The organism is Bacillus sp. FSL W7-1354 (assembly GCF_038002405.1).
GTDB classification, from domain to species: domain Bacteria; phylum Bacillota; class Bacilli; order Bacillales; family Bacillaceae; genus Bacillus; species Bacillus paralicheniformis.
This window is the reverse complement of the sequence record NZ_JBBOCL010000001.1, coordinates 3,856,419-3,882,844: the sequence shown is the minus strand read 5'-3', so window position 1 is coordinate 3,882,844 and position 26,426 is coordinate 3,856,419. Positions and strand designations below refer to the sequence as shown.

The window sequence follows — 26,426 nt, the reverse complement described above, 5'->3', positions numbered from 1 at the left end:
GTGAGCACCGACGCGCAGGCCTGACAACGAATGCGAGGGTTTCTCGACACGCTGAAAAGACCATTCCTGATTGGAATGGTCTTTCTTCATCATATTCAGCTTTTCAGCGGCCCGTAGCCCGCCGCTCGCAAATTTTCCGCCATCGCTTCATACCCTCTGCTGTTTGGATGTACGCGGTCAATTGACAAATATTCTTGTTCGTGTCCTTTAAAGACAGCATAAGTATCGATCACCTTGATTTGCGGAGAGGACTCGAGTTGTTTTAAATGCCTGTTAAAGCCGGAAATCCATTTGTCCGCTAATTCGATCGACGGAAAAGGGTTGTATAAATTGAGAAGACGGACGAGGTAACGCGTATCTTTGTCTCCCTTTATGTCTCCGATTTTCTCAAGCATGCCTGAGTAGTTTTTCTGACAGTGTGAGGAAGCCTCCAAAAAGACGTGTTCATCCTTTTCTTTTTCATATATCTCCAGCGATTGCAGAAGGTCATTGCCGCAGCCCGTTATCGTGATGACGTCCGCTTTTTTGACCTGTTCCATGATGAACGGCTCGTTCAGCATCGCCAGAATGTCCGACGTTTCAAGACCCGATTTCGCAAATACAAGCAAAGAAACGCATTCGTTCAAATCCTCTTCCATTTTCCTTTTATAGCGCTGGACAAACCCCGGCTCAAACAAACCTGCACCGACCCCGACGGTTAGAGAATCGCCGAGAGCCGTATATTGAAGCGTCATATCCTTTCCCCCTCCGGTATGCCGTTTTTTCGAGGCAGCTACCATATATGTACTCGGGAGAGGCTCGAAAGGATACTTTTCTTTTTTCCTAAAAACCTAACTTTCTCGAAATGTCAAGCGCCGCCTTTTTCACTCTTTCGGTCAAATAAGGAAGACGGTCTTTCTGAAAGCGGGCTTCAAACCCGGCGATGCTGATCCCCGCCGCGACTTCGCGCTTATGATTGAAAATCGGCGCGGCGATCGCAGAGGTATAATCTTCGAGCTCCGAATGACTGACCGTGCAGCCGCTCCGGTACGACTCATTCAAAATACGGATCAGCTCGTTCTTATCCCGGATCGTACCGGAAGCGATCGGCACCAGCTCTGTTTTCTTGATATAGGCATCCCGCTCCTCTTCAGGTAAAAACGTCAGAATGCTTCTCGCGCAGGCTCCGGCATATAAAGGGGACCGCCTCCCGATCGCTGTATAGAGGCGAACGGTCTGCGTGCCCTCAATTTTTTCTATATACATCGCTTCATTCCCCTGCCTCACGATCAAATGGACGGCTTCATCCACGTCATCGCGGAGTTCTTCCATGATAGGCAGAGCGATTTTTCGGATATCAAGCCTTTCTGAAACAAGGTGGCCGTATTGCAAAAACAGCAGTCCTAAAGCATACATCCCGTTCTCGTCACGGTCGAGAAAACCCATTTCTTCGAGAGAACAAACCATGCGGTAGACAGATGTTTTCGGCATGCCTGTCAGCTCAATCATGTCGCCTAGTGAGAGCCTTTCTCTCGTCAGGAACAAATTGAGCAGGGTCATAGCTTTGACAACTGTTTTGTTTTTATGTTCCATGCCTTCCCCCTCCTGATACACATCACACCTATCATAACATGTATTCAAGCTTCAATCGGGCGGAAAGTTCGCTGATTTTCGTCTCCCGTTCGATGTAAATGCGCTCTGCTTCCTGAAGGCTGACAAGCTGAAACTGTACCTGCTCGCCCGGCATCATCTGCGTCACCTGTGAAAAATCGGCGGATACGATATGGGCGATTCTCGGATATCCGCCCGCTGTCTGTCTGTCTGCGAGAAGAACGATCGGATTGCCGTCAGGCGGCACCTGAATCGTTCCGAACGATACCGCTTCAGAGATCATTTCCAGCGGCTGAGTGAGTTCGAGCGCTTCTCCTTGAAGACGGTACCCCATCCGGTCGGATTTGGCCGTCACCCGGAATGTATCCGCGAAAAAGCGTTCTTGCGATGATGAGGTGAAGCAAGCGAACTGATCGCCTTTGATGACACGAATGACCGGATTCTTTTTTAACGGGAGAAAATATTTGCGGTCGACAGCCCACTTCGGAGCCCCAAAGCCTAAGCCATCGCCATGGTCTGCAAGCTTTCTGTACATCGCTTCCGACAACGGCGTCGGGCTGCCTAGCGATAACACGTCTCCCTTTTGAAGCGCCCTTCCTTGAAAGCCGCCGAGCCCTGCTCTGACATATGTGCTTTTGCTTTCCATCACAGGCGGCACATCAATCCCTCCGGCCACCGCCATGTATGCACGGCTTCCGCGCTTGCACATGCCGAATGTCAACACACTGCCTTCTTTGATGAAAACCGGACGCCAAAGCGGGACTTCTTCGTCATTTACCATCAGTGAAAAGTCAGCGCCCGTCACCGCTATAAGAGCCGGTTTTTGAAAGCGGAGAGACGGCCCCGGTCCCATCAGCGTCACTTCAAGTGCAGCTTCGTTCTGGCTGTTCCCCGCGAGGAGATTGGCAATCCGCAAAGAATCGGCATCCATGGCCCCGCTGACAAGCGCGCCGTATTTTTGAAAACCTGCGCGGCCCAAGTCTTGAACCGTCGTCATCAGACCCGGCTTTAACACTTCTATGCTCAAGATTTTCCCTCCTTCAGCGCGTGATACTCCTCTTCTGTCACGCTGACAAATTTCACGATATCCCCTGCTCTCAGAAGGCTCGGAGGCTGTTCATAAGGCTTGAATAATTCAAGCGGCGTATTGCCGATCAGCTGCCAGCCGCCCGGCGTTGAAAGGGGATAGACGCCTGTTTGCATGCCGGCGATTCCCACGGAGCCGGCGGGAATCGAAGTCCGCGGAGAGGACCGCCGCGGCGCGGCTATCTTTTCAGACATTCCGCCTAAGTAAGGGAAGCCCGGCGCAAAGCCGATCATATAAACGAGGTACTCACTCGAGGTGTGAATATCGATGACTTCCTGTGCAGTCAGTCCGTTGATGTCGGCCACTTCCTCCAAATCAGGGCCGAAACGGCCGCCGTAACAAACCGGAATTTCCACCGTACGCTGATTTGTTTCTTCTTCCATTGTGAGCTCTTGGAGATGATGTTCGATGAGGGCTTTTACCTTTTCATACGGAGAATCAACAGCCTTGCCGCTCTCCATCTTGCGGTATACTTCAAACGGCTGATAGAAAACGGTCACACTCGTGAAAGCCGGCACACACTCAATAAAACCGGGAAACGGATCGTTTTCAATCCGCTTTGTCAGTGCACTGACGACACGATGCGTCTGTTCGCTTATCCCCTCTCCGAGCTGAATGATAACCGCGGAGTCGCCGAGCGGAGACATTGTCACATTCGATAGATTTTTCATTCTGTTTCACCTTGCCTTTCATCCCCTTAAATCAAAAATCAATACAGATAAACCACTCTGTATTGATTTTTTAGATCCTATAACACGCCAAATTGTTCGTCCCGAACATCGGTAACCAGCATATGGCCGGGCGAATGCGTGATCATCAGCTCCGGCTTTACGTGCATGGCGACGGCCTGAGGGGTGACGCCGCATGCCCAAAATACCGGAACTTCTTCTTTTTTTATCGTGACCGCATCGCCGAAATCGGGTTTTGCGATGTCTGTTATACCGATGGCTTCAGGACTGCCGATATGGACAGGTCCTCCGTGAACAGCGGGAAACCTTGATGTAACCTGAACGGCACGCACCGCCTGCTCTTTTGGAACCGGCCTCATACTGACAACCATCGGCCCTTGAAAACGGCCTGCCGGGACACAAGGAATATTCGTTTGATACATCGGAACATTTCGCTTTTCTTCAATGTGTCTGACAGGGATTCCGTTATTGATTAACGCTTGTTCAAACGTAAAGCTGCAGCCGATTAAAAAACCGACCATGTCGTTTTCCCATAAAGAATGGATATCGGTCACTTCATCCGCCAATTCGCCGCGCCTGTATACGCGGTATTTCGGAAAATCGGTGCGGATATCGGCATCCGGCGCCGTGATGGACGGAACCGGAGATCCGGGATCTGTGACATCGAGAATCGGACACGGCTTTTGATTGCGCTGGCAAAACAGCAAAAACTCAAAAGCGAGCTCTTTTTTCAAAATCACCAGGTTTGCCTGGGTAAAACCCCCGGCCATCCCGGCTGTCGGACCCGTTATTTCGCCTTTTCGAATCAGGGCCCTGACTTCGTCAGGGCGCATTTCATTTACATGACGCAACGATATCATCCCCATAACTTAGGAATTTCATTGATTAACGTATAGCCTCCCATGACCGCCATGACAATAACGACCAGAATACCCGGAATTGTAAGCCAGATCGGATGCCTGTAGTCGCCGACAATATTCTTCTTATGCGCGCCGATCAAAAGGGATCCGAGTGCGATCGGTAAGATTAGACCGTTTAATGCGCCGGCAAGAACGAGAAGGTTGACCGGCTTTCCAATTGTTACAAAACAAAGCGTTGATACAATAATAAAGACAATTATAATGCCGCGCGAATTCTTTTCGATTTTCGGAGAAAACGTTTTAAAGAATGATACCGACGTATAAGCAGCGCCGATTACAGATGTAACGGCAGCTCCCCACATGACGAGGCCGAAAATTTTGTAGCCGATATTTCCCGCAGCAAGCTGGAAGACAGAAGCCGGCGGGTTATCCGGATTAATGTGCAGGCCTTTTGAGACGACTCCAAGTACGGCAAGGAAAAGCGCAATTCTCATGACAGATGTGATCAAAATGCCGGAAACAGAGCTTTTCGTTACTTCAGGAATCGCAGCCCTCCCTTTAACACCCGCATCAAGTAAACGGTGTCCGCCGGCAAATGTAATGTATCCGCCGACCGTACCGCCGACAAGCGTCACAATCGCAAGAATGTCGATATTATCAGGCATGATCGTCTTTGTTACCGCTTCTCCAACCGGAGGCCCGGTCGTAATCGCAACGTACACAACCAATAAAATCATGACAAAGCCCGCGATCAGCGTAAACCGGTCCATCGCTTTTCCCGCTTCTTTAATGACAAAGATCAAAACCGCGATCGCGGCGCTGATGATCGCACCCGTCTGCGGTGTAATGCCGAATAAAACCTGAAGGCCGAGACCGGCGCCTCCGATATTGCCGATGTTGAAGGCAAGCCCGCCCAGAACGACAAGAAAGGCGATAAAATAGCCGAGTCCCGGTAAGACGAGGTTGGCTATTTCCTGTCCTCTTTTTTCAGAAACCGCAATAATTCTCCATACATTGGTTTGGGCGAAAATATCTAAAATGATGGAAACGAGGATGACAAAGCCGAAGCTTGCGGCCAGAGATTGTGTAAATACTGTGGTTTGTGTTAAAAATCCCGGCCCGATTGCAGATGTGGCCATTAAAAAAGCGGCGCCCAAAAGCAACGTCCAGTTGCTTGATGACGCTTTTGTTTTTTTATTTTGTTTCAAATGGTATTCCTCCTTTTGTCAACATCATGTAGAAAAAGCTTGTATTTTAATATCTGCTGCTCTGAGTTCACGGCGGATTTTTTTCGCAAACTGAAGCGCGTGTGCACCATCTCCATGAATGCATACCGTATCTGCTTTAAGGCTGACATCCGTTCCTTGCAGGCTGCGGACTTTGCCTTCTTTGACCATGCGGATCACCTGACCGACGGCTTCATCATCATCATGAATCAGCGCATCATTCTGGCGGCGGGAAGTCAGCGTTCCGTCTTCCTGATATGTACGGTCGGCGAACACTTCGTGAGCCGTTTTCAAACCGGCTCTTTCACCGGCAAGCACAAGTTCGCTTCCCGCCAAACCGAATAAAATCAGTTCCGGGTCTGTTTGATAAACTGCACGCACGATCGCATCCGACAGTTCCCGGCTTTGCGCCGCCATATTATACAGTGCGCCATGGGGTTTCACATGCTGCATGGTCACACCTTCGGCCTTTAAAAATCCTGAAAGCGCACCGATTTGATACACGACAAGATCGTATGCTTCTTCAGGCGTAATCGCCATATTGCGGCGCCCGAATCCCGCTAAATCGGGAAGTCCCGGATGCGCGCCGATTTTCACGCCTTTTTCCGCCGCCATTTTGACGGTTTTGCGCATGACGCCAGGGTCTCCGGCATGAAATCCGCAAGCGATGTTGGCTGATGTAACAAATTCGAGAATCTCCTCATCGAGCCCGATTTTATAAGCGCCGAAGCTTTCTCCAAGATCGCAGTTTAAATCAACTTGATTCATCAAATCCCCCCTATATATTGATGCACATTCGGTCGAATTTTAGTATATCCCTCGTTTTGTTCCGATTTTCGGAACCTTAATTCCGAATAATCAAACTTGAATAGATTATATCAAGGATTTGCCCGCTTGGCATCATATTGTTAGAAAACCTCACATAAAATAAATCATTTTTCCTAAAAAGTTTTAGCTGAAAAACCTGATTTCACAAGGTTTTTTCAACTTGCTTCAGTCCATGAATATTTTTTATTTTGCACAAAAAAAAGAGCCGCAAATCGGCTCTTTTTTCGGCTAGGACAATACCCAATGCCTGATCGCTTTTGCGACTCCGTGTTCGATATTGGAATCCGTGATCCAGTCTGCGGTTTCTTTGACGATTTCCTGGGCGTTCCCCATGGCAACGCCTAAACCCGCTTCTTTGATCATGGCGATATCATTTAAACTGTCTCCGACCGCCATCACGTGTTCCATCGTAAAGCCGAGGCGCTCGCATACTTTTGCCAAAGCGGCCGCTTTATTGATCCCGATGGCGTTGACTTCAATATTGGTCGGGCTTGAATTGCTGACTTCCAATTCTTTGTTCTTTTTCAGCTCTTCCAGGACCCGGTTTCTGACGTCGTCATCCGGAATATCAAAGCCGAATTTCAGCCATTCATACGCCTGAATATCCTCAGGAAACTCGCCTCTCCACACTTTATCGACGCTGGCGGCCCAGAAATCGGTGTTGTGCAGATTGCGCAAATCCCACATCATTTGGACATGATCGGGATGAAGCAGCTGACGCTCGACCAGGTTGAAAGACGAATCCCAAATTTCACTGCCGTTTGCCGTGATCAAAAAAGAAGACAGTTCGAGCGACTCCGCCAACTCCCGGCACGTCATCAGCGTGCGGCCGGTGCTGAGCACGACATAAATCCCTTTTTCCTCTGCTTCTTTAATCGCATTTCTGTTTTCATCAGAAATGGTCTGTTCATCATTTAATAGTGTTCCATCCATATCCAGAGCTACTAGCTTCACATCGATTCGATCTCTTTGACTGACTGACACGATATTTAAGATACCTCACTTTTTTTAGGCTTTTATCTATTCTAATATAAAAATCGGCCAGGACAAAGAAATCTTAAACGAGCTGTTCCGCCGCCCGTGCGATATGCTCTGCGGTCAAACGGTAATATTTTTTCAAATAATCGATCGTCCCGACCTGTCCGAAGGCTTCATGAACCCCGATTCTCTTGAGCGGAGCGGGATGATGTTCACTCAGCACTTCCGCGACTGCGCTTCCCAATCCGCCTATGACATTATGGTTTTCTGCCGTGACAATCGCATTCGTTTTTTGTGCATAGCGAATCACGGTTTCTTGATCGATCGGCTTGATGCAATACATATCGATGACCGCTGCATCGATCCCTTTTTCTTTTAGCAGTTCTGCCGCCCGCAAAGCTTCTGCGACCATGATGCCGCTGGCAAACAGCGCCGCATCGCTGCCGTCTTTGAGAACTTTTGCTTTTCCGTCCGCAAATGTTTCATGTTCATCATAAAGTCTGACCGCCTTTTTTCTGATCGTCCTGATATAGTGAATGCCGTACTCCGCCGCAGCCTTTTTGATCAAAAATTGGAGCATTGCTGCATCGCTCGCTTCATAAACAAAGGCATTCGGGATTAGCCGGGCGAGTCCCAAATCTTCAAAGGCCATGTGTGTTCCGCCGTTATGTTCAGCCGTAATTCCCGAATCTGAACCGAGAATCTTGATGTTTGTTTTGGCATAGGCACCTGAAACAAACAGCTGATCAAAGCAGCGTCTTGTCGCAAACTGGGCGAACGTGTGAACAAACGGGATTCTTCTGGTTAACGAAAGCCCGGCCGCAATCCCTATCATATTGGCTTCCATAACCCCGCAATTGATCACTCGCTCGGGAATGCGCCGTTTAATTTTGTCCATGGAAATCGAGCTCATCAAATCCGCTTCCAACGCCACGATGTCCGCGTTTTCCTGAGCCAGTTCATAAACGGCCGAGCTGTATGCCTGCCTCATTTCGACAGCATCCAGCTTGATATTTGCTGCCGCCTCATTCATGCCCTCACTTCCTTTTCTTCAAGCGTTATCATGATCTTTTCGATTATGCGATTTTGTTCATCATTCGCTCTAATGTGGTGGCTGTTCTCCATATTTTCAAAATAAGGGATGCCCTTTCCCTTCACCGTATCAAGGATGACGGCAACCGGCCTTTCCCGCTGGGCTTCTCCTCTTTTGACCGCTTGATAAATCGCATCCGGTTCATGTCCGTTTACCCTTTCGGAATAAAAACCGAAGGCTGAAAATTTGCTGACAAAATCCAGCGGATCAATAATATCTTTAGTCGGACCGTCCAGCTGTTGTTTATTATCATCCACAAACACATAAAAATTGTGGAGCTTATGGTGTGCCGCGAATTGGATCGCTTCCCAACATTGACCTTCATTCAGCTCCCCGTCGCCGACAATAACAAAGGTCCGGTTAGTGCGTCCTGAAAGCTTGTGCGACAGTGCGACTCCTGCCGCAGCCGAGATCCCCTGGCCAAGCGACCCGGTCGTCATATCGACTCCCGGTGTTAAATTCCGGTCAGGATGCGACGGAAGAGCCGTGCCGTTTTGGTTTAGCGTATAGAGCACATCTTCTTCAAAATAGCCGGTAAGATGAAGCGCTGCATACAAGGCGGGGCCGCCGTGCCCTTTTGAAAGGATAAAAAAGTCCCGATCTTCCCACGACGGATTGGCGGGATCTATTTTCATCACCTTTCCATATAAAACGGCCAACACATCGGCGATTGACAAGCTGCCTCCATAATGCCCAAAACCGAGGTGATGAAGCTGTTTCAGTGTCAGCAGCCTGATTTGGTCACGAAAACGTTCCATATTGATTTCCTTCACTGACATCATTGCCCACTCCTTTATGCTTCAGCTTTATGATCGGACTTCCCCGCCTTTCCGCGTTTAAAGCCCAGTAAGACCGCACCGGCCACTACCGCTGCAATTCCAATTACAACTCCTCCTGCCCCCAGCAGTTTCAACGCATGCCCAAGCACGATTCCTGTCGCGGCAAAGTCGGTATCGGAAAATGTCGTATTGGCAAAGCCTAAATCACCCATGACCGGCAGCAGAAACACAGGGAAAAACGTAATGATCAGACCGTTGACAAAAGACCCCAAGACCGCTCCCCGTATCCCCCCTGCAGCGTTTCCGAAGACGCCGGCCGAGGCCCCTGTGAAAAAGTGGGGAACCACTCCGGGAAGAACGATGACGGCTCCGGCTGCTCCGAGAATCAACATGCCGGTGATGCCGCCAATGAAGCTGCAAAAAAAGCCGATTAGTACGGCGTTTGGTGCGTACGGAAAAATGATCGGACAATCCAGTGCCGGCTTGGAATCCGGCACAAGTTTGTCAGATATGCCTTTAAAAGCCGGAACGATCTCTGCGAGCACGAGTCTGACTCCCGAAAGAATAATAAACACCCCTGCCGCAAATGTGACCGCTTGAATAACGGAGAAGACAAGGTAATGTGTACCGCCGCTCAACTCGCGCTCCACATATCCCGCCCCTGCAAATAAGGCAATCAAAACGTACAAGATGGTCATGGTGAGCGCAATGCTGACAGAACTGTCCCTTAAAAATCCGAGGCCCTTCGGAAACCCGATTTTTTCAGTCGAGCGCGAGCCCTTGCCTGCTGCTTTGCCGATTAACCCGGACACAGCGTAACCGATTGAAGAAAAGTGGCCGAACGCGACCTTATCATTGCCGGTTATCTTTTTCATAAAAGGCTGAACTATCGCCGGAAACACACTCATTGTCAAGCCGAGCGAAACCGCTCCGACGCCGATCAAAAATGGACCCTTCAAACCCGCCACCGCCAGTATGACGGCGATTAAACAAGCCATATACAATGTGTGATGGCCCGTCAAAAAAATGTATTTTAATCTGGTAAAACGGGCGATTAAGATGTTGGACAGCATCCCGAAAAACATAATCAGCGCTGTCGCCGTCCCGTATTCGTTGAGCGCCATTGCGACAATCGCTTCATTGTTCGGAACGACGCCGTTCACATGAAAGGCGGCTTGAAACATCTTTCCGAACGGCTCAAGCGAACCAACAAGAATACCCGCCCCGGCAGAAATCACGATAAAACCTAAAAACGATTTCGTCGTCCCTTTCACGATTTCATTGGCCGGCTTTTTTTGAAGAAGAAGACCGATAAGAGAAATGGCTGCAATTAATACAGCCGGCTGGCTTAACACATCCATCATCAGCTTTAGCGCTCTTTCACCCATTTGCAGTTCCTCCTTTTCTGTGATTAAAGCACTCCTTTTTCCTGCAATGTTTTAACCAGTTTTGTTTTCAGTTCATCCAAGTCTATAATGCTTTCAAGCACGACGATATCCCGCAGGTGGGCTGCTCCTTCCGCGATATCTTTGGCAACGACAAACAAATCCGCTTGATCAGGAGACGCTGAGCTCAAATCCGAATGATCCACCTCGATCTCCATTAACCCCATTTCCTGCAAAATATCTTTAATATTCATTTCCAGCATAAAACTGCTTCCAAGTCCTGATCCGCAAACTGCCAATATCTTCATGTTATCCCTCCTGTTTTTAATTGGATGAATAGGCTTCGATTAAACGTTTGATATGATCCAACGACTCGGTTTCCTTTAAGGAGTCTTGATTTTCTTTATTGCTGAGAAGCCGGGTCAGTTGGGAAAGCGCCTTCAGATGTGTCGTATGGTCAACCGCCGCAATGCAAAACAAAAGCCTTACCGGATACTGTTCATCATCCAAAAAATAGACCGGCTCCTTCAGTTTCAGGAGACTCATTCCCACCTTTCGGACGCCTTTTTCAGGTCTTGCATGAGGAACGGCAATCTCGGGGCCGATGATCATATAAGGTCCCATCTTTTTGACATTGTCGATCATGGCATCTGTGTATTCTTTCAAGATCACCTCCTTATCAAGCAAAGGTTTTGCCGCTGTTTGAATCGCTTCTTCCCAGCTTTTGATTTGGTCAGCCATTTGAATGGTTTCATCTGTCAACAGATCTTTCAGCACTGGTCGTTTCCCCCTTGTTTCCGTCACTTTTTGAATAAATATAATATTTTTCAATGCTTCTCTTAGGCCTTTTTCGTCTATGATTTTGGCGTGCTTCTTGAGGATGTGAAGAAATTCGTCTGTCAAAAGCTCCTTTTGCTTCACGCCGAACAGTTCCTGATACACTTCATTGACAAGCCTGCTTTTTTCAGCGGGCGTCATCAGCGGCCCGACCATGTAGTATCGTTTTTTGGTTTTAAGCTCAACGGTGGAAAACACGGCATCATAACGGTCAAAGACGTCAGGTGTGAATGCCTGCAAAGACATCGCCTTCTCAACGACAATCTCTGAAAATAGCGATTCAAGCTGGCGCCTGACCATCAAGGATGAGCTGACACCGCTCGGGCAAATGACGACAGCTGTCTTTTTCGATGATCCGGACTGTACCGGCTGCTCAAGCAATGCACCAAAGTGAATCGTGATAAAGCCTATTTCTTCTTCTGGAACCGGTTTGTTCAGCAGCGCTTCAAGGTGCCGCATCAGCTTTTGAACGATGGTAAACAGTTCTTTGTGCTCTTTCTTAATCTTGCTGAGCAGGGGATTGTGAATCGGAATGCGGTATTTCATTCTGAAATATGCCGGCTTCAAGTGCCGATAAAGAGATTCCGCCACCTCGCGCCTCCTCGGAAATGTGATGCATGCTCTTGATTCAAATTCAAACACAAGCTTTTCACACAGCTGATAAAGCGGATCATGCGCCGGCTGTTGTCCAAATGAAAGCCCGAGCAGCTGGATCAAAATGTAGCAAAGTTCGGTTTCATAGACGGGAATCCGAAGTTCATTCACAAGCCTTACGGCTGCGTTTTTCAGCGGACTTTGCTTTAAAAGCTCCCCCTCCTCCTGGTGAAAACGAACAATTTTTCCTTCGGCCACTCTGATCGAATACATCATCAGAAAGTAAACAAATTCATTGAGCCTTTCTTCAACGAGTTGAATCCTGTATTCTTTCGAGACAAGTTCAACCGCTCTTTTCGTTTCTTGTTGTGTGTGATCGCACGAGCCGGAAACTTTTAAAATATAATGAAGGATTTCTTTGCCGTAAGGCTTTTGCAGAAAATAAGAAAGGTGGTGCATGACAGGAACTCTTTTATCAAACTCGCTTCCTATTAAATGATAGCCGCGCTGTCTTGTATATCTGATCGCCACCAAAAACGGAGCCAGCGTCTCATTCGCTTTTTTCACATCATTCATGACCGTATTTTTGCTGACCTGCAATAACTGTGTGAGATGAGCGGATGAAATCGGCTCCCTGCGGACAAACAGGAACATGTACAAGGCTTTGATCCGCTCTTCCTGTGTAAAAATAAACGAGCGGCCGATGTCTGAACAGGCTTCGGAGAACCGCAATTCAAGCAATTTTTCCGGAACGGCCAGCCGGTTTTTTCTTTTATATTCGATTTCAGGCAGCTGCTTGCCGGTCAGCCAATGATTGATTTTGTCCAGGTCATAGCAGATTTGCCGTTTTGATAATTGAAAATGATCAATCAGCTGATGCATGGTTGCTTCTCTGACACGCAGCAAATATTGAAGCAATTGAGCCGGACGTTTCTCGTTGATCATTTTTGCGCCCCCTTTATTGCCATCATATAATAAAGCGTTTTCATTTTGTTTGCCGATTGGGTACAATTCATGGGACTTCCGATCTTCAAGATTGGTCTGATATCCTTCTTTTTTATCGTACAAGCATGAAAAAACCTCTCAAAAGGTGTTGAGAGGTTTTTTTCTATCAATCAGCTGTCATGCCAATATACTTTCATCAAATCTTCCGACCACTTCGGCTGTATGATTTGCCCTTTCGGAAGAAACTCTTTCATTACCGGTTTGATATCGATTACAGGTGTTCCGTCAATCGCATCCAACCCTTTCACTACAAGCTTGCTCCCGGATTTTTCAAGGAGTGTCACAACGGTTGCGCCGAGCCTGTTGGGCCTGTTTTTTCCCCGTTGGGCGAAAATGCCTGTCTCAGGATAGTTTTGATTGTTTCTCGGGCGCCTCGCCTGATATTGTATTTGATCCTCTTTTACTTGATGAAAGTAAAAGATAATGTCCAAATGAGAAAATGCTTCGATCCCTTTTAAAGCGTCCGGATGAATATCTTCAGCCAAATTAATTTCAGAAATCACATCGCCCCAATGATCATCCTGCGGCACAGTCCGCAAGTTTTTCACAAACGCGACAGGCTTTAATTCTATCAATTTTATCCCCCGCTTTCACTTCGCTTCCATAAAAATCCCGATCTCCGCTTTCGCTGCCGGTTTTCCGTTTACTGAGGCGGTTCCGTTGCCGAATAAAAACCCTCTTTTAAAGCGGGAAACTTCAAAATAAAGATCAAGTTTGTCTCCCACAAAGACCTTGCCGGTGTATTCAGCTTTTTTCACCGAAGACAGAAAGCCGATCTCAGCCGGGTCTTTGAGCGCAGTAAATGCAGCGGTTTGAGCCAGCGCTTCAATGATAATGGAAAATGGCATTTCCTTTTGGTTTTCCGTGATAAACCAGTCGTTTTCCGTTATGAATTTATATCCTTTCACCCATTTTCCCGACTCGCTCTCGACAACACGGTCAATGAATAGAAACGGGTATCGATGCGGCAGTAGAGAATTGTTCACGCTGATCATCCTTTTTTACATGATTATACCGCAGTTTCATTTTTTTCTCTTTATTTAACGCGATGACACAGAATGAAGCTGCTGATCGCTCAAACATTCCACCATGACAAAAAGCCGGGGTCTAAGCCCCTGGCTTTGCTTCATCAATTCGATTTCAGATTGCCCGGGAAGACGGTTAGATCCACTCCCCATAAATTCGGCAGAATGTAGAACACAGCTCCGACGATTAAAATCAGTGTGAAAATATTAATGACAAAGCCGGTTCGAACCATCTCGCTGATCTTCAATTTGCCCGATGCGAAAATAATTGCATTCGGCGGCGTGCCGACCGGCAGCATGAAGGCGCAGTTTGCTGCCATTGCAGCAGGCACCATTAATGCGTACGGGTGGACATTCAGCGCTAAAGCGAGCGAGGCCAGTACAGGCAGAATCATAGTCGCCGTAGCCGTATTCGACGTAATCTCCGTCAAAAACAGCACCAATGCCGTTGAGATGACGACAATGACCACAAAGTTAAATCCATCCAATACCGTGAGCCTTCCGCCGATCCACTCGGCGAGACCCGTTTCTTTAAAACCGGTCGCGAGCGCCAAGCCTCCTCCGAATAAAAGGAGAATCCCCCACGGCAAGTCCTTCGAAACCGACCAGTCCAATACCCTGCCCCCTTTATTGAGCGAAGGGATCATGAAGAGCAATGAAGCTGCGAATATCGCAATCATTGTATCGTCAATACCGGGTATTTTGTCATCCCATAAAAACGTCCTCGTCACCCACATAAACGCGGCAAACCCGAAGACGAGCAGAACCATTGTTTCTTCAAAGCTCATCTTTCCGAGCTTTCTTTTTTCTTTGAGAATCAATTCTTTTCCGCCCGGAAGCTCCTTCATCTTGATCGGATGCGCCACTTTCGTCAAGTACAGCCATACCGCTACAAGCAAAATGACAACGACCGGAACGGCAAAAGCCATCCAACCACCGAAAGACACTTCAACTCCGTACAGCTTCTTAATATTGGCCGCCAAAATAATGTTCGGCGGTGTGCCGATCAGCGTACCGAGTCCGCCGATCGTCCCCGCATACCCGATGCTGAAGATCAGCGCTTTTGAAAATTTCGCTTCTTCTCCGGCTAAATCTTTTCTTTCAGATTTCATGACGGCTGATACCTGATGAATGATAGCGGTTCCAATCGGAAGCATCATCATCACCGCAGCCGTATTTGAGACCCACATGGACAAAAACCCTGTGGCCGCCATAAACCCGAGGACGATCCTTGACGTGCTCGTACCTACTACAGAAATGATATTAAGCGCGATCCGTTTATGAAGATTCCAGCGCTCCATCGCAAGTGCAATCAAAAAGCCTCCTAAAAATAAAAAAACGATCGGATCGCCGTAGCTTGACGTGACAGCTGCCCCTTCCAGCGCCCCGGTCAGTGGAAGCAGCACGATCGGCAGCAATGATGCAGCCGGAATCGGAACAGCTTCCGTAATCCACCATACCGCAACCCACAACGTGGTCGCCAATACCATTCTTCCTTCATGGCTCAGACCCTCGGGAAAAAAGAACAAAAGGACGGCGAAAAACAATGCAGGACCTAGCAGCAGTCCGATTTTCTGAGGCGTTTTATAGCTCGGCGGCTTTTCTTCCTTCATGGTTTGCTCCGACTTGATCTTTAAATCAGCATCTTTTCCCGCCCTGACAGGCATGGCGAACAAAAGCAGCCTCTTTGCTTCCCGGTGTGATCTCCAAAGCATATCCCATGCTGACACAACGCTTGATTTCATCAAAAATCCCCCTTCCCCTCTATCGATAAAGCGCTTACAATAGTAAATAAAAAGTAAGCTGCCGACTGTCGACAGTTATAACTTAATTATAACGGACAGCTAATGGCAGTCAACACTTTTTTGTCACAAAATACTCAATATTATGGTAATTTTAGGTTGATGGTATTTCTCTCTTTTTGCTAGACTATTAGTGATTTCCGCAGTGAAAAATAAACGAGGTGAACAGCGTGAAGTTTTCCATACAACGTGCAGTCTCTTATCATGATCAAGTCCATCATTATTTAAAAGATATGATTATTAAAGGAGGATATCGACCCGGCGAACGGATCTACGAATCCAAAATCGCCAAGGAGCTGCAAGTGAGCCGCAGCCCCGTCAGGGAGGCGATTCGGACACTTGAACAAGAAGGATTATTATCGATAGATGATAAATCAAAAATTACAGTTTATGAACCGACAATCAAAGACCTTGAAGAAATATACCAATGCCGCCAGGCGCTCGAATCCCTGGCCGTTTCATTGGCAACCCGCCTTGCTTCAAATGCAACACTGGAGCTCATTTCCGAAACGCTCTCTGAAGCGCGTAAGCACCAGGAAACCCAAAGTCCGGAGTCGGCCAATGCACTTCTTCGCCTAAATACGCAATTTCATGATGTCATCATCGAAACGAGCGAAAACGAACGCCTGCAAAAACAGCTGCTTGATTTGCGGTCGCTGACCTTTTTCTACCGGAGCAAAAACCTTGAAAAACCGGTGCGCACCCTTGACATCATCAATCAGCACGAGGAGATTCTGCGTCACATGCAGGTCAGAAATGACGCCAAGGCTGCCGAATCAATGAGGAAGCATATAGAGGCAGACCTTTGCTATTTAAAAGAGGTGTTGTTCGGAAGCAGTTCCGCACGCTAAAAAAGCAGGGTTACCCCTGCTTTTTTCAGCTCTGGCAGACAAATTCGGCTGTGCGGTTGATCCCTTTGATGATATCAGGAAGGCGGTCGCGTTCATTCACAATATGAACGCGCTGAAACCCGGCGGCTGCAGCCTTCTTCCCCGCTTCTTCCGTGAGGCAGACCGCCTGCAGACGGGCAGCCGTTTTTTCCGGATGGAGGCCGATTGTCTCAGCCTCGTTTACGAACAGCTCGACGCATGTTCGATTCGCAAAGATCACGATATCAACAGGAAACTCCTCGATCTCCCGTTTAATGATCGATGTAAAGCGGCTGTCGATCATCCTGTCATGTGTAATCAATACCTCACAACCGGAGTGCGGTTGATTTTGCACGGCTTCCCGGCTGCCGATCAGCAAACAGCTGTCCGAAACCGGCATTTCCGCCTGCAGAAAAGCGGAAAATCCCCGTTCTTCAAGAGCTGCTTTTACATGCAGATCTGAAGCGTAGAGCCGGCCGCGCATTTCCCTGACATCGATCTTCAAAGTGGCAAGCCGGCTGAAAAATCTGCGCAGTGACGCACTTGAGGTGAACAGCAGGCTGTCAAAAGAAGCAATTCGATCTAAAACTGTATCGTCAGGCACCGTTTCGGCTGATTTCCATTTCGGCCATTCAACAACTTCAGCGCCTTGTTCACGAAGCGTCTCCACCGGGACTCGTTCTTCTTCACAGCTTTTGACCGCCATCATGTTCAGCCCGATCAAAGGCTTTTCTTCAAACCAGCTGTTCTGCCTGAATGATACGATGTCGCCGATGACGATGATCGCGGGATTTTTAATTTGATGCTCGGTTATTTTTTCCCTGATATTCTGCAATGTCCCTTTAACGCTCCGCTGCCGGCCCCATGTGCCCCATTGGATGACCATCGCGGGAACAAGGGGAGACTTGCCGTGTTTCATCAGCTGCTCGCATATATAACCAAGGTTTTTGATCCCCATGTAAAAGACGAGGGTTTGGACGCCTTTGGCCAGCCCTTCCCAATTCATTTCCGGTTTGCCCGATTTATCATGGGCGGTGACAACGGCAAAGGATGAAGCGAAATCGCGGTGGGTCACAGGCAGTCCGGCATAAAGAGGCGCGGCGATTCCCGATGTAATGCCAGGCACCATTTCGTACGGGATGCCGTGTTCGCTGACGGCTGCCGCTTCTTCTCCGACTCTGCCGAACACGCTCGGGTCTCCTCCTTTCAGCCGGACCACTTTGAGGCCTTTCAGCCCCTTTTCAATGAGCAGTGCATTGATTTCACTTTGTTTCATATAATGGCGGTCCGGGAGCTTGCCGCAGTAGACAAATTCACATGATGCTTTTGCATGCTCAAGCAGCCGAGAATTGACGAGCCTGTCGTACAATATGACATCCGCCGCCTCGATCAGCTTTCTTCCTTTTAATGTGATCAATCCTGAATCGCCCGGTCCGGCCCCGACAAAATATACTTTCCCATTCCCCATCAACTGTCATCCTTCCATCTGCCGATTCTGTGAACGCGTGTTTTTTTAATAAAGAGGGAGCACATTCAGCGACCCTTGAGGCTTTTGACAATACATGTCTTTGAGCCGTTTTTAATAAACGATATACAAATCTTCGCCTTCAACGACCGTTTCGTATGTCTGAACACACCCTGTATCAGGCTCTTGGACTTTGCCGTCTTCAAGGCTGATCTTCCAGTCGTGCATCGGACAGAAGACGAATTTGCCGCTTACCATTCCTTCGGCAAGCACGCCCCCTTTGTGGGGGCAGCGGTTTTCAATCGCGCGGACATTGCCGTTTGAAAGCTTGAATACCGCGATTTCCTTGTCCTCGATAAGCACTGTCTTCCCAAGCTGATTCGGCAAATCCCCGATCTTCGAAACAAACACCTTTGTTAAGTTCTTGTTCACCATATGAATTCCTCCTCAAGTTGATTTCTCATTTTAAGAAGTGACAACATTTTCGAATAGCTGTTTTGTTGTCTTTTCGTCTTCCAAAAAGTCTTTCCACGGGTCTTTATGGACAGACAGCGCTTGATTGATGCGGTCATTCAGCTCTTTGCGTTTTTCTTTATCATTCAATACGGATTGGACGTGGGACAAGCCGACACGTTCGATCCAAGCAGATGTCCGTTCTAAATAGTTGGCTGTTTCACGATAGTATTGGAGATACGCGCCTGTGATTTCGATGACTTCTTCAGCCGTTTTGACTTTCATTAACAGATCGCCTGCGCGCAAATGCGTGCCTCCGTTTCCGCCGACGTAAATTTCCCAGCCACCGTCGATGCCGACGACGCCGATATCTTTAATGCCGGATTCAGCGCAGTTTCTCGGACAAGCGGAAACCGCCATTTTAATTTTGTGAGGCGTGTAGAGCCCTTCAAATTTTTTCTCAAGGTCAATTCCGAGGGCCATTGAGTCTTGCGTGCCGAAGCGGCAGAACTGTTCGCCGACACACGTTTTTACGGTTCTGAGCGTTTTTCCGTAAGCAAATCCTGAAGGCATGTCAAGATCAGCCCATACTTTCGGAAGATCTTCTTTTTTGACGCCGATCAGGTCAATCCGCTGGCCGCCGGTCATTTTCACTAGCGGAATTTCATATTTGTCGACGACATCAGCGATGCGCCGCAAATCATTCGAATTGGTAACCCCGCCGTACATCCGCGGTACAACTGAATATGTGCCGTCTTTTTGAATGTTGGCGTGCATCCGTTCATTGACGAAGCGGGATTCTCTTTCATCTTCATATTCCTTCGGATTGATCATGCCGAGGTAGTAGTTAAGCGCAGGGCGGCATTTGGAACAGCCTTCCGCCGTTTTCCAGCCGAGCACGTTCATGACTTCTTTCGTATGGGTCAGCCCTTTTTCTCTGATTTCGGCCACGATTTCGTCTCTTGACAGGTCCGTACATCCGCAAATCGCTTCTTTTTGTGCTGAAGCATCAAACTCTGAGCCGAGCGTATGCTGAAGAATCTCAGCGACAAGCGGCTTACATCCTCCGCAAGAACGTGATGCGCCTGTGCAGGCTTTAATTTCATCCGTCGATGTGCAGCCCTGCTCTTTGATCGCCTGAATGATCATTCCTTTCGAAACGCCGTTACAGCCGCATACGATCTCATCGTCGCTCATCGCAGCGGTCAAGCTCATGCCTTCTTCCTGATTCAAAGGCTGCAAGATTGAAATTTTAGAAGTATCTGAAATATCTGCTCCTTTTTGAATCATGGAAAACAGCCTGTTACCTTCGCTGCTGTCTCCGAACAGTACGGCGCCGATCACCTGATTGCCGCGCAGAACGATTTTCTTGTAGATTCCGTCCTGTTCGTCAAACACTTTAAGCGCTTTTTTGTCTTCTCCGTCATCCTCATTAAAATCACCGGCAGAAAAGACCTCAACACCGGAAACCTTCAGCTGGGTTGATAAAACAGACCCTTCATACGGAGCTGTTTCAACGCCGCAGATTTTTTTGGCAAGCACTTTCGCCTGTTCATAAAGAGGCGCGACAAGTCCGTAGGCAATGCCTCTATGTTCCGCACATTCTCCGACAGCATAAATGTTGGGAACTTCGGTTTCCATGTAATCATTGACGACGATTCCTCTGTTTACCGGAAGGCCGCAGTCTTTGCCGAGCTGAACGTTCGGCTTGATTCCGACCGCCATGACGACCAAATCGGCTTCAAGCATTGAGCCGTCTTTGAATTTTAAGCCTTCGACACGTGTTTCTCCGTAAATTTCTTCTGTCTGCTTTTCCAGCAAAAATTTCATGCCCTGCTTCTCCAGCTCTTTTTGCAAAAGCCGTCCTGCGGTTGCATCAAGCTGACGCTCCATCAAATATGGCGCGAGGTGGATAACGGTAACGTCCATGCCAAGGTTAAGAAGTCCGCGCGCTGCTTCCAGTCCCAGCAATCCGCCGCCGATAACGGCTGCTTTTTTGTACGTTTTGGAAGCTTCGAGCATGATATCCGTATCCTTGATATCACGGAATGCTGTTACACCTTCTTTATCCGCTCCGGGCAATGGCAGAATAAAAGGGAGAGAACCTGTCGCCAAAATCAGTTCATCATACGGCTGGACTCTTCCCGCATCCGTGATGACGGTTTTGGACTCCGGATCAACTTTAACGACTTCTTCCCCCGTATACAGCTGAATCCCGTTTTCTTCATACCAATCCCAATCATTCAGTGTAATGTCCTTAACATCCGTATCTCCTTGAAGCACTTTGGAAAGAAGAATCCGGTTATAGTTTGGGTGCGGTTCGTTTCCAAAAATCGTGATCTGAAACTCTTCGCTTGAAATTTTAAGAATTTCTTCAACGGCCCTGACCCCGGCCATACCGTTCCCTACCAGGACTAGCTGCTTTTTTTTCACTATGATCCTCCCCTTTTTCAAAACAATTCACTATACGCCCTAAACAAGTATTCTGTTTACATCTTTAAAATTATCACAAATTATAGTTAATTTTGTAAACTTTTTATGACTTTTTATGACAATTTATTCACATAATTGTCAACTGACGGACGAATTTTTACGGAGCAAACCTTAAATCCCGGCATTCTGCAAGACGGATCGAGCGTTTCCGCTATCAAATCGTTCACATTTTGCGAATCTGCCCAATGCATCGGCACAAAAATGGTATCCGGCCTGATGGCTTCCGATAATTTGCTCCTGACAATGATGCTGCCTCTTTTTGACTCCACCCTGACCAGCACCCTGTCGCTAATGTTGTATTTTTCCGCCGTTTTCGGATGAATTTCCATAAATGATTCAAAGTGTCTGGCCTTGAGTGCAGCACTCCTTCTCGTCTGTACTCCGGTTAAATAATGAGACATCACCCTTCCGGTCGTCAGATAAAGGGGATACTCTTCAGTCGGTTCATCTTTTTTGATCATTGGTTCGTTCGGGACGACGCACATTTTCGCTTTTTTGTCCGGGTGGGCAAAGGATGATTCAAACAGGCGCTGTGTCCCGGGGTGTCCCTGTTCGGGACAAGGCCATAAAATGCCGCCTTCCTTTCTCAGACGTTCATAAGTGATGCCCGAATAGTCGGCAATTCCGCCGCGGCTCGCTTTTCTTAATTCATTAAAAACATCCTCTGCCGATCGATATGAAAAATAACGGCCTTTTCCAAGCGCAGCAGCAATATCGCAAATCATTTGCCAGTCATGCCTCGCTTCACCGGGGCACGGTTTTGAGGCTTCCCTTAATGTCACTCTGCCTTCCAGATTGGTCATCGTTCCTTCGTCCTCGAGATAGGATGATGCGGGGAGAATGACGTCCGCGAGTCTAGCCGTTTCAGAAAGAAACAAATCAACGGCGGCAAAAAACTTTAATTTTCCCAAAGCGGATTTGACAAAGCCTGCGTTCGGACTGGATACAACAGGGTTTGAACACATTAAAAACATCCCGGTAATTTCGCCTTCATGAACTTTCTCCATCATTTCATAGGCGGATACACCCTTTCCTGGAAGGTCTTCAGCTTTTATGCCCCAAACATCCGCAATATAAGCGCGGTCAGCTTCGTTTTCAATCGACCGGTACCCTGGCAGCTGATCTGCTTTCTGGCCGTGCTCCCGCGCCCCCTGCCCATTTCCTTGTCCGGTGACGGCGCCGTAGCCGCAAGCAAATTTGCCGATTTTCCCAGTTGATATTAGAATATTCAGTAAATTTCTGACGGCAGCCGTTCCGTCCGTTTGCTGTTCAACCCCTCTTGCCGTGAACAGCATTCCCGTCTCCTCACGGGCAAATTTTACTGCAGCTTTTTTAATCTGCTCGATTTGTATCCCGGTTTTGGCCGAAATGTCTTCAAGTGATAAAGACGCCACATGGCGCTTGACCTCTTCAAAACCTTCAGCTCTCTCTCTGAGAAAAGCTCCGTCTGTCAGCTGTCCTTCAATGATGACTTTCAGCATACCGTTTGCGAGCGCGGCGTCTGTCCCCGGCTTGATTTTCAAATGCAGATCGGCGATCTTGGCCGTTGCCGTTTCGCGGGGATCGATGACAATGATGTAGGCCCCGTTTTGCTTCGCTTCTTCAAAATACGGCATGATCGTCGGCTGGCACTCTGCGATATTCGTACCTGCGAGGATGATGACCCTTGCATGGGGGATCTCGGAAAGGGCATTTGTCAGCCCCCGGTCCATTCCAAAGGTTTGATTTGCAGCTGTAGCGGCCGCCGACATGCAAAGCCTGCCGTTGTAGTCAATATGCTTCGTCTTCAAGGCGACGCGGGCGAACTTCCCCAGCAAATACGCTTCTTCGTTTGTAATGGACGCGCTGCCGTATACACCCAAAGCATCGCGGCCATCTTCATGCTGGATCGCTGTTACTTGCTGTTTGATGTACTGAAGCGCTTCATCCCATGTCACACGGACGAAGTCGCCGTTTTTTTTGATCAGCGGATGGGTGATCCTCTCCGAATGAAAGGCATGCTGGTGGGCGTTCATCCCTTTCATGCACAGCCGTCCTTTTGTCGTCGGATTGTCTTTTCCGACCGCCGTGTATTTTTTTCTTGTCACAATTGTCTGTTCAATGAGCTGCATTTTGCACTGCATGCTGCAAAATGGACATTGGGTGTCATACGTTTTTTCGGATTGCACTTCTTTTTGCTTCGTGCGAAAGTACTTTAGCAATCGTTCTGTCAATTCACATCAGCCCTTTTATCGTTTCTTGCTGAGCCAGCCGCTTCTCTTTTTCAAGCCGTTCGATCAGCTGGCCGCGAAGTCCGTTGTCAAATAAAACTTCCCGGATATGAATGATGCCGGCGCGTTCAATCCAATGCCCGACCTTCTCGAGATAATTTGCTGTTTCACGGTAATATTGAAGAAGGCCTTTCATGAATTCCCCCGCTTCCTCCGCCGAGTCGGCTACTGAAAGCAGCTCTCCCGGAGAAGCATGCTGGCCTCCTTGGCCGCCCGCATAAATCTCCCAGCCCCCGTTTACTTTGAGAAGTCCGATGTCATGAACTGAAGCGTACACGCAATCATCCAAACAGCCCGACACCCCGATCGAGACCTTGGCCGGAATGAGGAGGGATTCTGCTGCTTTTTCCAAGTCTGCCGCCAATGTTTGTATCTGTGGTTCGCCTCGTGAACCGCATGTGCACGTTTTAACCGCGGCAATCCCATGCTGAGGCGGCGGGCAATGCGGCATGCCGAGTTCTTCTTTCACGCGCTCTATATGCTCCGGCTTGATACCAGCAAGCTTTAATCTCTGATGGTGTGTCATGTACACCTCTTGTATTTGATACTTTTCAATCACTTCTGCAATGCGCTTCAGCTCTTCGGCATTCGTTCGGCCTCCGTACATTTGCGGAATCATTATATCCGTCTCCTTGTCGCGCTCCTCATAGATGATGTCCGGACGGATCATTTTTAAATAGTAGTGAATCGCGGGCAGGCAAATCCGGCAGCCGCTGCTGTTTTTCCAGCCGAGCGCCGAGATGACTTCGTGAACGGAAGAAAGATTTCTTATCTGTATTTCGTTCACGACTTCATCTTCCGTGAATGAAGTGCAGGCGCACATCGGCTGTTCCGCCGCAGATACATAATCATCCTGTTCAGCGGTATGGAGCAGCAGTTCTTCGACTAACGGCCTGCAGCCGCCGCATGATCCGGAAGCATTTGTACAGCCTTTGACCTCCTCGGCCGTCTTTAAACCGTGCGTCTGTATGGCTTCCATGATCGCGCCTTTTGAAACCGCGTTGCATTGGCAGATCGTTTCACTAAGCGCCATAGAAACGACTGCACTGTCTTCTTCAGATTGAAACAGCTCTTTTTTGACAACGGTAATATCTCTTTGTTTGATGATGCTTTCCAACAGCCGTTGGCTGCCGCTCGTGTCTCCGTATAAAATCACGCCGGCCATTTTATCCCCTTGAAAGACGGCTTTTTTATAGATTCCTGACGCTTCATCTAAAAGTTTAATCGCCGTTGTCGAGTCGTCCTCTGTGATTTTCCCTGCGGAAAAGACGTCGATGCCGGAAATTTTTAGCGCTGCGGACTGGACGGAGCCCTGATAACCGGCACATTCGAGCCCGCAAATATGTCTGGCCAGCACTTTCCCCTGTTCAAACAATGGCTTGACTAGACCATAGACCGTTCCGTTATGCTCCGCGCATTCACCGACGGCGTAGACATTTGGCACATTTGTCTCCATATAGTCGCTGACGATGATCGCCCGGTTTGTTGCAATACCGCTTGCCTTGGCCAGTTCGATATTCGGTCTGACACCGGCAGCCATGACGATGAGATCGGCGCTGATCTTCGTCCCGTCTTTAAACCGCACACCCTCGGCGCGGGAAGTCCCTAAAATCGCCTCTGTATCTTTCTCCAAAAGAAAATGGATCCCTTGACGCTCCAGCTCTTTCTGGAGCATGGCAGATGCCGGCGGATCGAGCTGATTCTGCATGACGCAGGAAGAGTGGTGAATCACATCAACCTTCATTCCGAGGTTTGCCAATCCTCGCGCCGCCTCAAGTCCCAAAATCCCCCCGCCGATAACGGCCGCTTTTTCAAACCGCTTTGATGCCTTTATCAATGCCCGGCAATCGTCTATTGTTCTAAAACCATATACCCCTTCTTTGTCTGCACCATGAACCGGGAGGATAAACGGGGAAGAGCCCGTCGCAATGATCAGTTTGTCATAAGCGATTTCACGGTTTTGATCTGTTGCCACCGTCTGTTTAACCGTATGGATTGCGACAGCCGTTTCCCCTGTATAAAGGGTAATCCCGTTTTCTTCATACCAGCTCAGGCTTTTTGTCATCACATCGTTCCAATCCTTTTCCCCCTGCAGGACCGAAGACAGCAGAATCCGATTATAGCTGAGGTGTGGTTCGCTGCCGATGATGACGATCTCAAACCGGTTCCCGCCGTGTTGTAAAATTTCTTCGGCCGTGCGAACTCCGGCCATGCCGTTTCCTATTAAAACCAGCCTTTGTTTCCCCATTTTCTCCCCTCCCTCTGCAGCTTTGCTCTGGATTATTATTTCACATTGCATCGCTAAAGCGTTCAAACCTGTTACATTTCCTGACAAAAAATTTTAGAAACAGGACGGTTTGACCAGTACTCATTGATGACAATTTAACGGCTTTGGCCGCCGATGTTAAAGTTCAACATTTTATCACATTTTTTATCACGTTCTGCTTGTTTCTTTTCCTGCAATCTACTAGGCTTATAAGTAAAGAACATAAGGAATGGAGGAGGAGAATGCTACCGATTAAAAGAAGACAGCAGATATTGGCGTGGGTCAAAGAAGAAGAATCTCTGCGCATTTCAGAAATTTCGAAAAGGCTGAACGTCTCTGAAATGACCGTTTACCGCGACATTAAACCGCTTGTTGAAAACGGACAGGTCATCAAGACGGCAGGCGGAATCACGCTAAACAAGCCGAAGCAGCAGCTTGGGCAGCTTTGCGTCGTGTGCGGAAAAGGGGCAGGCTCGAGGCTTTCCGTGCAAATTGTAAAAAACGACAGTCAAATTGAACAATTTTGCTGTGCCCATTGCGCAATGCTCCGCTATGAGAAAGTGAAAGATGACGTCTCACAGATAATCTGCAGGGATTTTTTGCTAGATACGACGATCAGCGCCAAAGCCGCCGTCTTTTTGCTGGATACGAATCTTCATTTGAACTGCTGCGAGCCGCAGGCGATCCCTTTCGCTTCTGAAGCGGATGCACGGAAATTCAAAAAAGGCTTTGGCGGGCAGCTGTTATCGTTTGACGATGCCGCGATTCTCGTCCAGAAAACGATGAAGAACAGCTGCTGCAGCCTGAAGACGTGAAATTTTGTTAAAAGATT

Annotated in this window: 23 protein-coding genes; 2 read left to right on the top strand and 21 right to left on the bottom strand. The window is 48.3% G+C overall.

Features of this window, described 5'->3' with window-relative positions; translation table 11 throughout:
* Positions 1–95 precede the first annotated feature (95 nt).
* The 16 genes from MKZ04_RS19610 to MKZ04_RS19535 form a co-directional block, all read right to left on the bottom strand.
* Positions 96–734, bottom strand: a complete 639-nt coding sequence (locus tag MKZ04_RS19610) for a GDSL-type esterase/lipase family protein (RefSeq protein WP_023857907.1) — start codon at positions 732–734, stop codon at positions 96–98.
* Between the two features lie 88 nt (positions 735–822).
* Positions 823–1,572: an IclR family transcriptional regulator gene (locus MKZ04_RS19605; protein WP_023857908.1), complete on the bottom strand. Its 750-nt coding sequence runs from the start codon at positions 1,570–1,572 to the stop codon at positions 823–825.
* A 31-nt stretch (positions 1,573–1,603) separates the two neighbouring features.
* The gene (locus tag MKZ04_RS19600; RefSeq protein WP_146873733.1) at positions 1,604–2,617 is read right to left on the bottom strand and encodes a 5-oxoprolinase subunit C family protein; all 1,014 of its coding nucleotides are present in this window, start codon (positions 2,615–2,617) and stop codon (positions 1,604–1,606) included.
* The gene (gene pxpB, locus MKZ04_RS19595; protein WP_146873731.1) at positions 2,614–3,348 is read right to left on the bottom strand and encodes a 5-oxoprolinase subunit PxpB; all 735 of its coding nucleotides are present in this window, start codon (positions 3,346–3,348) and stop codon (positions 2,614–2,616) included. The genes MKZ04_RS19600 and pxpB overlap by 4 nt, the downstream gene beginning before the upstream one ends.
* 77 nt (positions 3,349–3,425) lie before the next feature.
* Positions 3,426–4,226: a putative hydro-lyase gene (locus MKZ04_RS19590; RefSeq protein ID WP_261794623.1), complete on the bottom strand. Its 801-nt coding sequence runs from the start codon at positions 4,224–4,226 to the stop codon at positions 3,426–3,428.
* Complete coding sequence (locus MKZ04_RS19585) at positions 4,223–5,434, bottom strand: NRAMP family divalent metal transporter (RefSeq protein WP_023857911.1); 1,212 nt, start codon at positions 5,432–5,434, stop codon at positions 4,223–4,225. The genes MKZ04_RS19590 and MKZ04_RS19585 overlap by 4 nt, the downstream gene beginning before the upstream one ends.
* Positions 5,435–5,458: 24 nt before the next feature.
* Entirely contained in the window at positions 5,459–6,220 is a 762-nt protein-coding gene (gene pxpA, locus MKZ04_RS19580; RefSeq protein ID WP_146873729.1) for a 5-oxoprolinase subunit PxpA, read from the bottom strand.
* 288 nt (positions 6,221–6,508) lie between these two features.
* Complete coding sequence (locus tag MKZ04_RS19575; protein WP_020450202.1) at positions 6,509–7,264, bottom strand: Cof-type HAD-IIB family hydrolase; 756 nt, start codon at positions 7,262–7,264, stop codon at positions 6,509–6,511.
* A gap of 73 nt (positions 7,265–7,337) precedes the next feature.
* Positions 7,338–8,291, bottom strand: a complete 954-nt coding sequence (locus MKZ04_RS19570) for a transketolase family protein (RefSeq protein ID WP_146873727.1) — start codon at positions 8,289–8,291, stop codon at positions 7,338–7,340.
* Complete coding sequence (locus MKZ04_RS19565; protein WP_144498806.1) at positions 8,288–9,130, bottom strand: transketolase; 843 nt, start codon at positions 9,128–9,130, stop codon at positions 8,288–8,290. The genes MKZ04_RS19570 and MKZ04_RS19565 overlap by 4 nt, the downstream gene beginning before the upstream one ends.
* A gap of 14 nt (positions 9,131–9,144) precedes the next feature.
* Positions 9,145–10,518 (bottom strand): PTS ascorbate transporter subunit IIC, encoded by a 1,374-nt coding sequence (locus MKZ04_RS19560; protein ID WP_146873725.1) that lies wholly within the window; start codon positions 10,516–10,518, stop codon positions 9,145–9,147.
* Between the two features lie 23 nt (positions 10,519–10,541).
* A complete protein-coding gene (locus tag MKZ04_RS19555; protein WP_043054063.1) occupies positions 10,542–10,823 on the bottom strand; it encodes a PTS sugar transporter subunit IIB in 282 nt (93 codons plus the stop codon).
* Positions 10,824–10,839: 16 nt separating this feature from the next.
* Positions 10,840–12,891, bottom strand: a complete 2,052-nt coding sequence (locus MKZ04_RS19550) for a BglG family transcription antiterminator (RefSeq protein ID WP_035339231.1) — start codon at positions 12,889–12,891, stop codon at positions 10,840–10,842.
* 170 nt (positions 12,892–13,061) lie between these two features.
* On the bottom strand, positions 13,062–13,526 hold the full coding sequence (gene tsaA, locus MKZ04_RS19545; protein ID WP_023857917.1) for a tRNA (N6-threonylcarbamoyladenosine(37)-N6)-methyltransferase TrmO: 465 nt from the start codon (positions 13,524–13,526) through the stop codon (positions 13,062–13,064).
* Between the two features lie 15 nt (positions 13,527–13,541).
* Entirely contained in the window at positions 13,542–13,937 is a 396-nt protein-coding gene (locus tag MKZ04_RS19540; RefSeq protein ID WP_149169509.1) for a 3-hydroxyacyl-ACP dehydratase FabZ family protein, read from the bottom strand.
* A gap of 143 nt (positions 13,938–14,080) precedes the next feature.
* Positions 14,081–15,721, bottom strand: a complete 1,641-nt coding sequence (locus MKZ04_RS19535; protein WP_154059281.1) for an SLC13 family permease — start codon at positions 15,719–15,721, stop codon at positions 14,081–14,083.
* 227 nt (positions 15,722–15,948) lie between these two features.
* On the opposite strand from MKZ04_RS19535, the gene MKZ04_RS19530 reads away from it, so the two are divergent.
* Positions 15,949–16,629: a GntR family transcriptional regulator gene (locus MKZ04_RS19530; protein ID WP_341046794.1), complete on the top strand. Its 681-nt coding sequence runs from the start codon at positions 15,949–15,951 to the stop codon at positions 16,627–16,629.
* Positions 16,630–16,654: 25 nt separating this feature from the next.
* Here MKZ04_RS19530 and cobA read toward each other — a convergent pair whose 3' ends face one another.
* The 5 genes from cobA to nirB (MKZ04_RS19505) all read right to left on the bottom strand — a co-directional run bounded on the left by cobA (position 16,655) and on the right by nirB (MKZ04_RS19505) (position 25,576).
* Positions 16,655–18,115 (bottom strand): uroporphyrinogen-III C-methyltransferase, encoded by a 1,461-nt coding sequence (gene cobA, locus MKZ04_RS19525; protein ID WP_205802193.1) that lies wholly within the window; start codon positions 18,113–18,115, stop codon positions 16,655–16,657.
* A gap of 111 nt (positions 18,116–18,226) precedes the next feature.
* Complete coding sequence (gene nirD, locus MKZ04_RS19520) at positions 18,227–18,547, bottom strand: nitrite reductase small subunit NirD (protein ID WP_020450192.1); 321 nt, start codon at positions 18,545–18,547, stop codon at positions 18,227–18,229.
* Between the two features lie 30 nt (positions 18,548–18,577).
* Positions 18,578–20,998 carry a nitrite reductase large subunit NirB gene (gene nirB, locus MKZ04_RS19515; RefSeq protein WP_023857922.1) on the bottom strand — a complete coding sequence of 807 codons (2,421 nt, stop codon included), beginning with the start codon at positions 20,996–20,998 and terminating at the stop codon, positions 18,578–18,580.
* A gap of 113 nt (positions 20,999–21,111) precedes the next feature.
* Positions 21,112–23,271, bottom strand: coding sequence for an assimilatory nitrate reductase catalytic subunit NasC (gene nasC / locus MKZ04_RS19510; protein ID WP_144497705.1), 2,160 nt, complete (start codon positions 23,269–23,271; stop codon positions 21,112–21,114).
* A 1-nt stretch (position 23,272) separates the two neighbouring features.
* A complete protein-coding gene (gene nirB, locus MKZ04_RS19505; protein WP_341046787.1) occupies positions 23,273–25,576 on the bottom strand; it encodes a nitrite reductase large subunit NirB in 2,304 nt (767 codons plus the stop codon).
* A 260-nt stretch (positions 25,577–25,836) separates the two neighbouring features.
* On the opposite strand from nirB (MKZ04_RS19505), the gene MKZ04_RS19500 reads away from it, so the two are divergent.
* Positions 25,837–26,409 (top strand): DeoR family transcriptional regulator, encoded by a 573-nt coding sequence (locus MKZ04_RS19500; RefSeq protein ID WP_023857925.1) that lies wholly within the window; start codon positions 25,837–25,839, stop codon positions 26,407–26,409.
* The last annotated feature ends 17 nt before the right edge of the window (positions 26,410–26,426 follow it).

What these genes read in the sequence shown, in the direction of transcription:
- MKZ04_RS19535 (WP_154059281.1), bottom strand. Translation starts at nt 15,721, where the DNA reads ATGAAATCAAGCGTTGTGTCAGCATGGGATATGCTTTGGAGATCACAC.
- pxpA (WP_146873729.1), bottom strand. Translation starts at nt 6,220, where the DNA reads ATGAATCAAGTTGATTTAAACTGCGATCTTGGAGAAAGCTTCGGCGCT.
- MKZ04_RS19550 (WP_035339231.1), bottom strand. Translation starts at nt 12,891, where the DNA reads ATGATCAACGAGAAACGTCCGGCTCAATTGCTTCAATATTTGCTGCGT.
- MKZ04_RS19605 (WP_023857908.1), bottom strand. Translation starts at nt 1,572, where the DNA reads ATGGAACATAAAAACAAAACAGTTGTCAAAGCTATGACCCTGCTCAAT.
- cobA (WP_205802193.1), bottom strand. Translation starts at nt 18,115, where the DNA reads ATGGGGAATGGGAAAGTATATTTTGTCGGGGCCGGACCGGGCGATTCA.
- MKZ04_RS19570 (WP_146873727.1), bottom strand. Translation starts at nt 8,291, where the DNA reads ATGAATGAGGCGGCAGCAAATATCAAGCTGGATGCTGTCGAAATGAGG.
- MKZ04_RS19565 (WP_144498806.1), bottom strand. Translation starts at nt 9,130, where the DNA reads ATGTCAGTGAAGGAAATCAATATGGAACGTTTTCGTGACCAAATCAGG.
- pxpB (WP_146873731.1), bottom strand. Translation starts at nt 3,348, where the DNA reads ATGAAAAATCTATCGAATGTGACAATGTCTCCGCTCGGCGACTCCGCG.
- nirD (WP_020450192.1), bottom strand. Translation starts at nt 18,547, where the DNA reads ATGGTGAACAAGAACTTAACAAAGGTGTTTGTTTCGAAGATCGGGGAT.
- MKZ04_RS19555 (WP_043054063.1), bottom strand. Translation starts at nt 10,823, where the DNA reads ATGAAGATATTGGCAGTTTGCGGATCAGGACTTGGAAGCAGTTTTATG.
- nirB (WP_341046787.1), bottom strand. Translation starts at nt 25,576, where the DNA reads ATGGGGAAACAAAGGCTGGTTTTAATAGGAAACGGCATGGCCGGAGTT.
- MKZ04_RS19560 (WP_146873725.1), bottom strand. Translation starts at nt 10,518, where the DNA reads ATGGGTGAAAGAGCGCTAAAGCTGATGATGGATGTGTTAAGCCAGCCG.
- MKZ04_RS19610 (WP_023857907.1), bottom strand. Translation starts at nt 734, where the DNA reads ATGACGCTTCAATATACGGCTCTCGGCGATTCTCTAACCGTCGGGGTC.
- MKZ04_RS19500 (WP_023857925.1), top strand. Translation starts at nt 25,837, where the DNA reads ATGCTACCGATTAAAAGAAGACAGCAGATATTGGCGTGGGTCAAAGAA.
- MKZ04_RS19590 (WP_261794623.1), bottom strand. Translation starts at nt 4,226, where the DNA reads ATGATATCGTTGCGTCATGTAAATGAAATGCGCCCTGACGAAGTCAGG.